This is a genomic window from Paenibacillus sp. J22R67 (genome assembly GCF_059692175.1).
Genome location: NZ_JCAUAX010000001.1, coordinates 1,234,738 through 1,248,951, shown reverse-complemented (window position 1 = coordinate 1,248,951; position 14,214 = coordinate 1,234,738). Strand labels below are relative to the sequence as shown.

General features: G+C 48.4%; 6 protein-coding genes. 4 read left to right on the top strand and 2 right to left on the bottom strand.

Annotated features, from left to right (window positions below; all coding sequences use genetic code 11):
* Positions 1–443: 443 nt before the first annotated feature.
* From AC58VC_RS05550 to AC58VC_RS05535, 4 genes are all read left to right on the top strand, one after another.
* Positions 444–4,238 carry a rhamnogalacturonan lyase family protein gene (locus tag AC58VC_RS05550; protein ID WP_497367811.1) on the top strand — a complete coding sequence of 1,265 codons (3,795 nt, stop codon included), beginning with the start codon at positions 444–446 and terminating at the stop codon, positions 4,236–4,238.
* A 151-nt stretch (positions 4,239–4,389) separates the two neighbouring features.
* Positions 4,390–5,400, top strand: coding sequence for a zinc-dependent alcohol dehydrogenase (locus tag AC58VC_RS05545; RefSeq protein WP_497367810.1), 1,011 nt, complete (start codon positions 4,390–4,392; stop codon positions 5,398–5,400).
* A 113-nt stretch (positions 5,401–5,513) separates the two neighbouring features.
* A complete protein-coding gene (locus AC58VC_RS05540; protein WP_497367809.1) occupies positions 5,514–6,389 on the top strand; it encodes an AraC family transcriptional regulator in 876 nt (291 codons plus the stop codon).
* Positions 6,390–6,499: 110 nt separating this feature from the next.
* A complete protein-coding gene (locus AC58VC_RS05535) occupies positions 6,500–10,630 on the top strand; it encodes a carbohydrate-binding protein (RefSeq protein WP_497367808.1) in 4,131 nt (1,376 codons plus the stop codon).
* A gap of 91 nt (positions 10,631–10,721) precedes the next feature.
* Here the strand turns inward: AC58VC_RS05535 and AC58VC_RS05530 are convergent, their stop codons facing one another.
* Together AC58VC_RS05530 and AC58VC_RS05525 are read right to left on the bottom strand one after the other, a co-directional pair.
* The gene (locus AC58VC_RS05530; protein ID WP_497367807.1) at positions 10,722–12,494 is read right to left on the bottom strand and encodes a cache domain-containing sensor histidine kinase; all 1,773 of its coding nucleotides are present in this window, start codon (positions 12,492–12,494) and stop codon (positions 10,722–10,724) included.
* Complete coding sequence (locus AC58VC_RS05525) at positions 12,491–14,074, bottom strand: response regulator (protein WP_497367806.1); 1,584 nt, start codon at positions 14,072–14,074, stop codon at positions 12,491–12,493. Before AC58VC_RS05525 ends, AC58VC_RS05530 begins: the two co-directional genes overlap by 4 nt.
* Positions 14,075–14,214: the final 140 nt, after the last annotated feature.

Below are 14,214 nucleotides of genomic sequence, written 5' to 3'. Positions count from 1 at the left end.
CCTAAATGGTACAGTGTCTTCTGTGTTTAAGTAAGGGCATTAGTTAACATCTCTGTTTTTTGAACAAACAGGTATGATTTTTAACCTACCCCTTGACTGACACGTAGTGTAAGGTGGGATTACCTGGATATCGCAGCGATTCTGGTGGTTTACTGGCGAAATGAAATAAAAGGGGGGGTGAGTCGATTGGTTGCAAATCTATAGAGTATGAATGGCTATCCAAATGAGGCAGATAATGCTGCGAGCCCACCTACTCCGAGTAATGACGCCGAATTTTCATTTACTACTTTCCATCATGATCTACGTAAAGTACCCGTATGTTGGAATAGTTTCACATGATATAAAACATTTATGGTAAGCGCTTCCAAATAAACTTTTTTTGGCACTCTACAACGGATCAACCCGTTGACACATCAACATTTGTTAAAGGAGGAAAACAAATCATGCAAAAGACAATGCAAAAACTCGTATCTCTGTCCCTGGCGCTGGCCATGTGCCTGTCCCTGCTGACCTTCAGCGTCCCGGCATCGGCTGATGACGCAGGGCGCAGTCTGCGACCAATGGAGTATCTGACACGCGGCTTGGTCGCTGCCCAGGTCACAGGCGGCATATTCCTGAGCTGGCGCTTCCTGGGAGACGAGCCCGATGGCCTCTCTTGGAACGTCTACCGGAAAGACGGTGAAGCAGATTTTGTGAAGATTACCACGATCACACCCCGGAATGTACAGCCCGAGAGTAACTACGAGACAAACCCCGGCATTGTAAAAGAAAACGTCACACCATCTAACTACACCGACCCAAATGGCCTCTTAACTTCCATCTATGAGGTAGCACCTGTCAGTAGCGGCGTTGAAGGTTTGAGACAGGGGATGTCCGTACCCATGTTGTCGGCCTTGGCAGGAAGCGCGGGGCAGGCTGGCAGAGGCGCCGTGCAATATATCCCGATGAAGCCAGCCCCTGCCCCAGTGCCGCTCGCGCACTTCATGTACCGAGGCAATAGGTTCGGCCCGGGCACCAATCTGAACACGGCTAACATGGTTATCCCCGGAACGGGCGGCCAGCACTGGTATGTTGTCGACATGGATTTGCTCAAGGCTTTCCGCGAGCCGCATGACAACAAGACCCCGGTCAGCGTGACAGATCTGAGCGGATGGGTCGACAAGCTGAACGGGTACAACCATGAAACGTGGCAGCCTACCAATTCCCTTGGGACCGATGGCATCGTCAGCGATGCCTTGTACACTGAGCTGGAGGCCAAGTTCATAAAGTACGTCGAGGAACTAGACAATGGCGCCAAGCTGGCCTACGCGAAAACCAGTACTGGCGCGATATACACATCCCAGAGCTCCGCTTACTCCACCCATGACATGACAGTGGGCGATTTTGACGGCGACGGCGAATACGAGATCGTCGTTAAATGGCGCAGTACCCAGCAAGACCCCATGTATTCTGAACCGATCTTCAGCGGCAGTAACAACTTAACCGCTCCTGAGTACATAGACGTGTACAAGTTGGATGGAACCCTGCTGTTCCGTGTCGACATGGGCTATAACGTTAGAGCGGCCAATGACCACGAGACTACGATGTTCAGCGAAGACTTTGATGGTGACGGCAAGGCCGAGCTAATGCTCAAGACTGCCTTAGGCACACGTATTGGTAACTGGGACGATGAGTCGCAGTCCGTCATATATCCGGACACTCTGAGCACCGTCGTTGGAGGCGAGAATGGCCTTAACGCGACCACGGACAAGTTCAAGGAGTACTTCGCCACGGGCAACGAACAGGCCCTTGACAACTATTGGTCTCTCCTTAACAGCTTCACCATCTCTTACCGCAGCCCGATAGCCGGAGGCGGCAACGACGGAGTCAATGATCCGACAATCAAACGGTGGATTAAGACCTATCACGTTGGCCCGATCGGCCCCGCCAAAGACGACCAAGAGTTTTTCTCGGCCTATAAGTGGGACGATGATGCTGGTAAAGGCGTGCTCGTGGACAGCGCCAAATATCCGTTCCCTTACGAGGGCAGTGTCGACGGCGAGAACTGGGCCATGACGCCTGAATCCCAGCGCGGCAATTTCTCTTATCTGGCCTTCCCCGGCCCTGGCGCTGGTAGTTCGGCAAGTGATTATAAAGCACAGATAATGGCCGAGAAAGAAGCCTACTGGCTTGAGCATCCTTGGAAGGCCGCCGTTTGGGGCGACGCGCAGGGCAATCGCGCCAACCGCTACCTCGGCATCGTAGCCGCTCTTGACGGCGTTAACAAATACGCAGTCTCCCAGCGTGGCTACTACGCAAGGACGACATTTGCCGCCTTCAATATCGTGAACGGCAAAGTCAGACTCCAGGCCAGCTTCGACTCGGCTGACCCGCGGTACTGGGCTCTGGGTGGCACCGCCTACGACTACCAGAACCGTGGTAACCATCAAACCCAAACCGCCGACCTCGACGGCGACGGTCGGGATGAGATCGTGATGAAAGCCATGGTCCTCGGTCTGAATTCCGACAAGACCATGATCCTGCCCAAGGTACTTAATGGCGATATCATGCCCACAATCGAGGGGCAGAACAGCATCCCTCCGGTAGCTGACAGCTTTGAATTCGGCACCGACGCGGTGCGCAGCAACCCGCTGAACCTGTGGGCACCTCTCCGCCACGGTGACCGCAGCGCGCTGCTCCCGGTCGACAAGGACAACAGCATCAGAATGTGGTCAGGTAGCGAGGAGCACCTTTTGGACGACATCCGAAACGGCAAGCATTACGGCTGGATGCCCGGCCCGGAGGCCCACGACCCGATGAAGGGCAAACGGCTTAACGAGCAGGGCGAGGTTATCAATGAAAACTCGCTTATCTTCGGTGTATACGCTGGCAGCGACGCCGAGGGCGCAGTGGCGGGCAACTTCTCTAACCGCTGGCCAGGCGCGCAAGGATATTCGGAGAATGGCGCCAGGAGTATGATCACCGGCGAGCTCCTGAACGGCAGCAGAAACCTGGGCAGCGGCCAGAACGCCATCTGGTTCGGTGGCGGCTTGACGGCCATGGCTGTCAGCAGCGCAACTATCAGTACGGTCAACGACCTGACTTTCGCGACCTCACCCTATCTCGCGACAGGCCTCACGTCGACCGGCAATAAAAGCACACCAACACTCAAGGCCGACATGTTCGGTGATTGGCGCGAGGAGCTCATTCTCCGAGGCAGCAACAACCGTCTGGCCATCGTCACAACCCTATCACCGACGGAGTACGGTATCCGCACGCTGATGCACGACCCGATGTACCGCAGCGGAGTGGCGAACAAGAACACCGGCTACGATCAGATGGGCTTCGCCAGTTTCTATCTAGGCGACGAGGCTAGGCTGCCGTCCAAGAGGACCGACATTGCGGTCCCGACGATGGCGCCTAATACCCAGAGTAAAATCAAGCTAACGGGTCCGGCCACGGTCCGGCCTGGTGAAACGTTCGAGCTGATTTACAGCGGGAAGGATCTAGAGTCAGGAGTCATAGCGCAGGATCTGACCTTCGAGTTCGATCCGACGGTCGTGGAGCAGGTATACGACCCTATCACGATGGCCGACGAGCAATTCGTCATCGTTAATCAGAAGCTGGTGGACGGCAAGCTGCGCGTGCTGGGTGTTCATCTTGGCGCCAAGCAGACAGATCCGAACGGGGATCTGTTGAAGCTGAGGCTAAGGGCGAAGCCGGAATCGGAGGGGAATACGTCGATCCTGCTAAGCAAGGTGGTTACGGCGGATGCAAGCGGCGTTGAGACGTCGCTCACAGGCGTGAGCCACAGCCTGAGCATTCAGCAGCAGGCGGTAGTAGATAAGTCGGCTCTGAATGCGTTGATTTCGGATGCCCAGGCTAAGCATGACCAAGCGTCGGAAGGTAGCGGAGTCGGCGATTATCCGGCAGGCTCGAAGGCTACGCTGCAGGCGGCGATCGATCAAGCCAAGGCAGTTGCGAATAACCCAGCAGCCGATCAGGCGGCGGTGGATCAGGCGACTGCACAACTACAGACGGCGCTGCAAACGTTCCTGAATTCGGTCATTAAGCCAATTGGCGGCGACTATAACAATGACAATAGGGTTAGTGTCGGCGATCTGGCATTGGCGGCTCAAGCCTATGGCAAGTCGTCCAAAGATTCCGATTGGAGCTCATGGCAGAAATTTGACCTGAGCGGCGATAGCAAGGTAGACATTCAGGATCTGTCCATGCTTGCTAGCCAAATTCTGAATTAGCAAACAACAAAAACGGAGTACCGCGGGTTCGCGGGCTCCGTTTTCTATTTATCGTGCTTTTCGATAAAAAATCATGTTTTATGTCAAAGACGCTCCAAGTAAAAACATTTATATTGAAAATGAGATCAATAGGAAGGAGTGTTTCGATGCGATGAACAACAAAAAAGTAATTTTTCTAAATCCGTGGCAGGTTGAAACGGTGGAAGAGAACTTCTCAGGACCTATTGGCGGAGAGGAAGTTCTGGTCAAAAAGCTTTATACATTAATCAGTCCAGGGACTGAACTGGCTATGCTGTCTGGAAAAGAAGCCTGGTTCCAAATGCCTGACATTCCAGGTTATGCGGCGGTAAGTGAGATTATGGAAGTGGGGGCGGGAGTGACGGGGTATGAACCCGGCGATGTTGTATTTCATTATGGGAGCCACTCCAAGTATGAAGTTGTTTCGGTTAGGGGGAACTTTCTTAAAGTTCCGGAGAGTCTGGATTTGAAATGGGTGCCGTTTACTCGCATGGCAACGGTCGCAACAACGGCGATTCGTGTTTCGAATATTGAATTTGGGGATTATGTTAGCGTAACTGGGCTTGGACTAATAGGGAATATGGCCGCTCAACTGGCTCAGACTCAGGGCGCAACTGTGATTGGTATAGATTTATCGGAGGAACGACTTCGAATTGCTGAGCACTGTGGTATGATCTATGGCGTGAATGGCGGACAAGACATTGTGAAGGAACGGATTGCTGAAATCACTCATGGGAAGGGAGTTTCTACACATATAGAGGCTACGGGTGTCCCCTATGTAGCGGTCCAGAGTCTCTCCTATATCGCGAAATTAGGAGAAATCATTTTCTTAGGCAGTCCTCGCGGTGAATATAACACAGATGTGACGGAAGTTTTGAATTACTGCCATTTATATGGCAAAGGCTGCATTACGTTCAAGGGGGCGCATGAGTGGCGTTATCCGATTGAGCCTAATGAGTTTGTCAAACATTCTTTGGTCAGAAACTCGAGCATCGTATTCGAGATGATGAAGCAGAAACGGTTGCAGATTGAACCTTTAATCAGCCATGTGCTGAAGCCGGAGGAAGCCAAGAATGCTTACGAGGGTCTCCGATTGAATAAGGATCAGTACAGCGGTGTTTTATTTGACTGGAGTGAGACATGAGTTTTAAAAGAGAAGCTCGCCGCCATTGCGGCTCTGGTCAATAGGAATCCCCATCAGTTATACTTGGAAAATGATGGGCACTCATTCATTATCACTCTGCAGGAGGGAAGTACATGGAGACATGGATGAATAACTTGACGCCTTTCGTTAGAGTGGTCAAAATTCATAAATCCTTCTCTCTGGCGGGCGAATGGATGGATTATGACCATGTGTTTACTTATATCGAGCAAGGAGAAGCTGAATTCTTTTTGGACGGGGTCAAATATCAGGTGAAGGAAGGGGACATTCTCCTAATGCCTCCCTTCATGGCGCATATTATTCGCTCTACGTCAGAGGTGCCATTGATTCAATATATCGTTCATTTTGATTTGTATTATGACGAAGAAAGAAGCTCTTGGAAAGACCAAACAATTACGGAAGAGCGTAGATCAGTGGTAGAGAAGGAGATGCAGCTAGCATCTACAATCCCCATTTCCCGTCTAACGCTTCCCGACCGGTTGGAGCTTAAGAAAAGATTCCTGATCATGCAGAAGGAGTTTTTGGCTAAGAGATCGGGTTATTCGTTGGTCCTTAAAGGGATTTGTTTGGAATTATTAGTTCTTTTTATGAAGGGCCAAGTGAGTAGCAACGATAAAGAGGGGAAGATGACGAAGGGCTGGGTGTTCATTGAAAACACCATCAAATTCATTAATGAAAGATTTTGGGACCCGGAACTGGACAATCATACGATAAGTGAGCATGTCGGAATATCGACCAATCATTTATCGTTTTTATTTAAAGATCAGCTTGGCATTACAATCCATAAATATTTGACACATATTCGAATCGAGCAATCGAAAATACATATGATTGAAGGGAGCCAAACATTAACCGCAATTGCTGAACGGGTGGGTTTCTCGAGCATTTATTTATTCAGCCGGTCTTTCAAGGCGATGGTCGGAGTTATGCCCAGCCAGTTTATGGCGATGAATTCCGATATTGAGCTATAAAGATCGTTAATTATCGTTATATTTCTGAAAATAATCGTGTAGAGATCTCTCTAACTTCATTCCTATAATGGATATGAAAGGGTTTGCACACCTTGAAAAGGAGAGATTTTATGCGAAATAGGATTGCAAAATGGCTCGCGTTGCTCATGCTTTTGTTGGTTGCCGTTCCTGTCAACGCCGGAATCGGTATTCAGACGGCTTATGCGGACAGCCAAACGTACGAAGCGGAAGCACCGGGAAATGCTATAAGCGGCAACTCAGCGGTCGCCGATTGTGGTGAATGCTCGGGCGGCAAGAAGGTTGGTGGCCTATACCAAGGCAGTACGCTGCAATTTAACGAAATTACAGTGAGTGAGAAGGGAAGTTATAAAGTAACGGTATCGTATATTTCTGGTGATCCACGCTCAGTAAACATCCGTGCAAACAGTGGTAGCGCAGAGAACTACGATTTTCCGAAAACGGCTGACTGGAACACAGTCGGCAGCTTCGATATCATGCTGCAACTGAATGCCGGTAAGAATACGATCCTGTTCGCCGACGGCAACTGGTATTCGCCGGATATCGACAAGATCGAGGTCGCTCCGTCGACAGATCCAAATCCCGGAGACGGTGATGGAGATGGTTCGGAGCCGATATTTGCCCAAATGTATGAGGCGGAGTCAGCCGTGAACACACTCGCTGGTAAAGCGACCGTGTTGAGCTGCGGTTCTTGCTCAGGAGGCAAAAAAGTCGGCGATTTATATCAGGGCAGCTCGCTGCAATTTAATCAGATCCAAACGAATGCCCCGGGTATATATACGGTCAAATTGTACTATATTTCCGGCGATCCGAGGTCCATTCAGGTCAGTGTAAACGGTGGAGCGTCCGAACTGTATGACCTTCCGAAAACGACGGATTGGAATACGGTCGGTACTTTTGACGTCGATGTCACTTTAATGGCCGGAAGCAACATAATCCTGTTGTCGGACGGTAATTCTTACTCTCCAGATATGGATAAGATTGCAGTTTCGACGAAAATCATATCCTACGAAGCGGAATCTTCAGCCAACCTGTTAGCGGGCAAGGCAAGCATAGCAGATTGTACCAATTGTTCCGGAGGCAAGAAGGTCGGAAATTTATACCAAGGAAGCTCTCTGAAATTTAATGGCGTAGAAGTCGGAGCAGCTGGAAAATATCAAGTAACGGTTTCTTATCTATCCGGTGATCCTCGTTCCTCACAAGTCAGTGTAAACGGGGGAGAAATCGAAACGTTCGATTTTCCGAAAACAGCCGATTGGGATACGGTCGGTAAGTATGTGATGAATTTATCTTTAACGGCGGGCAGCAACACCATTTTGTTCGCTGACGGAAACGGGTATTCCCCGGATATCGACAAAATTGAGGTTGGTCCTAAGACGGTTCTGATTCCCGGAGATGACGATAACGTCGACGCCAGCCTCGGCGAGCCGGGCGAGTCGAAACAGTACGGCTCTATTACCGTAACACATTATACGTATGGCGCTACGTTTTCGAATGGTGAGACTTCAATTGCGTACCATACGGACACTGGTCTGGCGGATTATTCCTGGAAAAACGTCAAAATTGTAAAAGGGGTATACGGCAGCTTGCAACTGGAACAACCCCAACCTCTCACTAGTAAGAGTTATACCCATCATACGCTATCGGATGCTGCGATCGTCCCGGTTCATGACGGTTTCGGCACCGGCATCAGGTTCACAGTCATCAATGAATCGTCCGGTAAGCCTGAACTACATCAAAGTTATACCTTATATGAAGAGAAAAGCTTTTTCCTGGCTCAGTTAAAAGCGGTGAATACTTCTCCCATGACGACGAACAACATGGCTCCTGTCGTGGTGAACAATAGCAGCGGTGTGGATATCGGGAGTAGTGTAGACAACCGGGTTCTTTTCGTCCCTTTTGATAACGATAATTGGATCCGGTATAAGGCGCAATCGATCAACACGGCGAATACGGGGTATGAAGTAACTGCAATTTACGATAATACGAATCGCAGTGGCCTCGTAATCGGTTCGGTGACTCATGATACCTGGAAAACGGGCATTGCCTGGACCGGTTATAATAACAAATTGAACAACTTGACGGTATACGGGGGAGCGTCTTCTAACATTACACATGACGTTGAACCTCATGGCCGTATATCCGGCACACAAATCAATTCACCCACCGTGTTTGTTGGCTATTTTGCAGATTACCGTGCTGGTCTTGAAGAATACGGCCATGCGAATGCCGTCATTACACCGCCCTTAAGTTTCCATAGTCCAGTAGCCAATAAAGTGCCGGTTGGTTGGAATAGTTGGGGGGCCTTCGGCAGCAATCTAACCTACCAAGATGTCATTGAGACGTCGAATTATTTTAAAACAAATCTTCAAGATAATTATTTTAATAACGGCGGAGCACTATACATTAATTTGGATTCTTATTGGGATAATTTAACGGATACCGAGTTGCAAAATGCCGTGAAGACGATTCGGGGAAATGGCCAGGAAGCCGGCATTTATTGGGCGCCATTCGTCTACTGGGGCAACGATATGAGTCAGGCCGTCGAAGGGACGAATAGTACATATACGTATGGCGACATTGTATTAAAAGACAGTACAGGAAAAGTACTTCCTACTTTGGATGGCGCCTATGCGCTTGATCCGACACACCCGGGAACGAAGGCGCGTATTGACTACTTCCTAGGCAAGTTCAAGTCCTTAGGCTTTACATTTATCAAACTGGATTTCTTAACTCACGGTTCATTAGAAGGAAGACATGCGGATCCATCCGTGACGACTGGCATTCAGGCATACAATCAAGGGATGGCTTACGTGAATAGCGTTATTGACGGCAGCATGTTCATCAGCGAATCGATTGCGCCGATATTCCCGAGCCAATATGCACACAGCCGTCGAATCTCATGCGATGTATACGGCAAAATCAGTGAAACGGAATATGAGCTGAACTCGCTTACGTATGGCTGGTGGCAGAACGGCACGATATATCCATATACGGATCCTGATCACATGGTGTTGTCCAAAGCAAACTCCTTGAACGAAGCGCGCAGCAGAGTGAATTCCTCCGTTATTTCCGGCACGGTCTTTTTGAATTCTGATGACGTTCATAATACGACCGCTCAAGCTTATATGAACGAGCTGCTCACGAACAAAGAGGTCAACCAAGTCGCTTTGCTGGGCAAAGCATTCCAAGCGATTGAAGGGAATACCGGTGCAGGTGCGGCTGACACCTTCGTGTTGAATCACAATGGCACTTATTATTTGGCCGTCTTCAACTACAATGCTGCTTCCTCAGCAGTGAAGACCATCCATTTGGACCGTGCAGGCATAACGGGAGTTGGTTCTTATCTTCGGACGGATTTATGGACAAGGTCTCAAGATAGGGTGAGTGATACCCTTGACATATCTTTGCAGCCAGCCGAGTCAAAGCTTTTCAAGCTTCAGCTGGACCTTGCGCCTCCTGTGACGAGCGTTGCTTTAGACGGAATCAGTGGTTCAGGATCTTTTACGAACAAGAACGTTACGATGACATTTAGTGCAGAGGATCAACTGGGAGGCACCGTCCTTAAGACTGAGTATAGGCTTGGTGAAGGAGACTGGGTGACGGTTAAAGGGCCTGTGACGTTATCCGCAGAGGGCGAGTACAGCATCGACTATCGTTCGACAGGCAGATACGGCAATGTGGAGCAAACCAAGCATATAACAGTCGGCATCGACCGGACAGCGCCAGTGATCCAGATGACGGAGCCACTAACGATTTGGCAAACGGATACGTTGAATCTTCCAGTTCAAATCACAGATTCGTTAAGTGGCATTAGCGGTAGCACCATTCAAATGGATAACAAAACCGCTGGCAATCCGATAAAAGCCGATCCTGCAACATTAACTGTCGGGAACCACCTTATCGATATAACCGCAACGGATTTGGCCGGGAATGTGACATCGAATACGTATGCGCTGCAGGTGAAGATCGATACCAATCATTTCATGGATCTAATTAACATCGGCGTTGCGAACGGTTCGATCACGATTTCGGACAGAGGGAAGGAACTGCTGGCCAAAGTGGAAGCAATTGTGCGAAGCAGCAATAAAGAAGCGACGGTTCGCCAGTTAAAGGCACTACGCATCTTCGTCGAAGCTTTAACGGGCAAAAAGATCAGCAAACCGTTTTCCACGATCCTCATCGGCGACATTGATTACTTCATCCAACATGCAAACAAATAAATGAGAATCAAAAATCCCCTATTTGACGAACATGGTTCGTGAAATAGGGGATTTTGATTCTATTATTGATGAAGTTTGCGCAATAACATCTCTATGAGCTAGTACCGTGCAGCGGTATGCGAATCTGTGCTTTCGTGCCGACACCGAACTTACTGTACAGTGTAACGCCGTATTCGTCGCCAAATGCCAGTTTAATCCGCTGATCTACATTGGTAATCCCATATCCAGATACATTGTCGGTTTTATTCAAAGCTCGTTCCAGCGTTTCAGGTCGCATACCCATCCCGTCGTCGATTACTTCCAAATAAATATCCCGATCATCTCTATAGGCTTTAATAATGATATTAATGCCCAGTTCGTCGTCCCAGATCGCATGATTAATGGCGTTCTCGACAAAAGGCTGTAGCGCCAGCTTGACCGTCTGGTACACAAGCACCGACTCGTCAATCACATAATGAAGCCGAAGCAGTCCTTCGAACCGGTTCTGCTGGATGGCAATGTAATACTTGGTCAGCTTGATCTCTTCGCTGATTGGCAAAATCATTTTGCCTTTGTTCAAGGAAATACGGTAAAACTTGGCGAGATGCGAGACCATTTCGTTAATGGTATTGTCTTGGTGTTTGATGGCCAGCGCTGATATCGAGGCCAGCGTATTGTACAAAAAGTGCGGATTAATCTGGGCTTGCAGCATGTTCATTTCGGCTTCTTTTTTTGAAATTTCTTTCTTATAGACCTCGTTGATCAGTTCTTTCAGGCGGCTAGTCATTTTTTGAAACGCGAAGGACAGCTGACCAATCTCGTCATGCCCCATAAATCTCATTTTGACATTAAAATCTTCCCGTTCTATCCGCCTGATGACATGGAGCAGCGACTCGATCCGCTTGGTGAAAAACCGCGCCGTGATGTAAATCAACAGTATAGAAATGGCCATGCTGCCCAGTGCGATGAACAGAATTCGCTTGGAGGCGTTTTGCGCGTTCGTAATGAAGCTCTTGTACGGGATGACGGAGATCGTCTTCCAGCCGTTTTGAATCGTATTGTAGACGACGAAGGATTTCTCGCCGTTGTACACGCTGTCGAAGCTGCCGGACTTGCTTACCCCGAACGTGCCGGGAATTAGCTGGGTTATATTTTGATTCAAAAGCGACTTATTCTGATTAGACAAGATCGTCCCGTTCTCGTCAACGATATAAATATCTTTTTGTTTGTCTTCCTTTGCCATGAGTCTATAAATTTCGGCTTCGGCAATATTGAACGTAAGAATACCGTAAGGATAGTTAAGGCTGTTGTTATTGAGCAGACGCGCCAGAGTGAAGATCGGTTCTGGATTCGTCGTATTCGAAGATACACTGTATGTCACATTCCCGTACGTATGGCTGATCGCCTCGTACCACCTTGTTGCTTTGGCTGCATCGTCAATCCGTTTAATAAACACGCTGTCAGCTGGAAATGTCGTGTTGTTCGTGTAGATGGAGACTGTACGAATGTCGGGATTCGTGGCCAGTACGTTGTTAATGACATTATTAAAATAAGTATATGAGTCCAGGTAGTCCGTACTGTCGGTATAATCTTTGGTAAGCAGCAACCGAAGCGTGCTGTCCAAATAGATGGAGGCGGATATTTTTGAATAGGAATCAAGTTTGGTTTCCAAGTTAGCGTTAATTTGATCTGTCGTTGCGATCATATTCGTGTAAACTTGCGCCGTTAGCTCCCGTTTGGTCGTGTCGTACGAATATTTAACGAAAAATAACAACGGAAGAATCGAGACGATGCAAAAGACCGTAAACAGCTTGCTATGCAGGCTGAGATTGAGAAATGTTTTGGCTATAAACCGGAATGGCATTGGCAATCGTCCTTGTATCATAAAAGTTTTTTGCGATATTCGTTAGGGGTCGTCCCTTTGAATTTCTGAAACACAGAGCAAAAGTAAGAGACATTCTCGTAGCCTACTGCTGCAGAAATCTCATGAATTTTTTTGGATTTGTCCTTGAGCAGCTCAGCCGCATGTTGAATTCGCATACGCGTCAAATATTCAAGAATCGTTTCCCCGGTTTTTTCCTTAAAAAGGGTTCGTACGTAATTGGGGGAGAGATACACCTTCTTGGCAATGTCCTCAATGGTCAACTGCATGCTGAAGCTTCGGTCAATCAGATTTGTAATTTCATGAACGATATGCAGGTTTTTGTCCTTATCTTTGTCCTTCATCAAGGCAAGTATTGAAAGGCATACGTCCGTTATGTGCACTTCGATTTCGTAGATCGTTGCATATCTCGCAATCCGCTTCCAATCATCGACATACATGGAATGGACGGACCCCCCTCCAATGATATTGGCAAAGTGCTGCTCAATGGCCGTAACTAAACGCAGAGAGGTGGAGCCTACCAGATCCTGATCGATCCTTGAATTGCGCATTGTTGCAAAAAAGCTTTGAATCGCAGCGATAGCCGTTGATTCTTGCAGGTGAGCAATGGCGTGGCAAATCGAAGTAATGGCCGCTTCAGGATTCACTTCTTCGTACACCGGAACGACCGTTTGATCGGCCATTATGCATGTACCTAAGCCGAGATAGAATTTGCTCGCATTCGCTTGCTTGGCGGCTGCGCACAAATCGTACAGACTTTCTATCCCCATACCGACGTTGGAAACGCCGATGGAGAGCGTGGCTCCGCTGCTGCTGTCGCTTGCATGCTCAAGCAACTGCTCCGCCAAATCGTAGAGTTCTTTGGATGATGCATCCAGCTTACGGCAATAGAGAATGGCGAAGGTGCCTTCCTTGATTTGACAGAGAAAGGCACCGGACATCTCCGTCTTTACGAATCGGCGAATCGGCATCACAGCTTCCATGCCAGGTTGGCTGAAAGTATCAGCCGTTATATATAAAATTTGAAAGAAACTGCTCGCCGGTATTGGAGACGGCAGGAGCTGTAATTTCTCAATCCAATGCGCTCTAATCTTAGGATTGTTTTCCAAGAAAAGCTCTCGCAAATACGTTTCCTTGAGTACGCCTGAGGTTTGCGAAGAAATGCTAATTTCTTCGCATTTCTGTTTGACTCTATCCATCAGATTATGGAGCTCCTCCATATCGAGTGGCTTTAGCAAATAGCCGATCGCTTCCACAGACAAAGCCGCTTTAATGTAGTGAAACTCATCATGCCCGCTTAGAAAAGCGATTTGAACGTTGCGGTCGATCTGCTTGGCCCGTCTGCTGAATTCCAATCCGTCCATAATCGGCATACGTACGTCCGTCAAAATAATGTCAGGGCGAAGCTCTTCCATGCGCTGAAGGGCTTCTCGCCCGTTTTTCGCGGTTCCAGCAACACGAATCCCCATATCTTCCCAACGAATATAATGGGCTAGCATCTCGAGTTCCATTTTTTCATCGTCTACCAGCAGGATACTAAACATTGAAAGCGTTACCACCTCTCTAGACGCATGTTTTCTCATTTATTGTAGAACGTATAACACAAATAAACAATGACTTCCCGTCAGATGTGTTATTTTGGAATATGATTCTGAAAATGCTTGTATAGAATTGTTCCTGGCCCATTCCTATAATGAAATCATACCAAAGATTATGGAGCTGA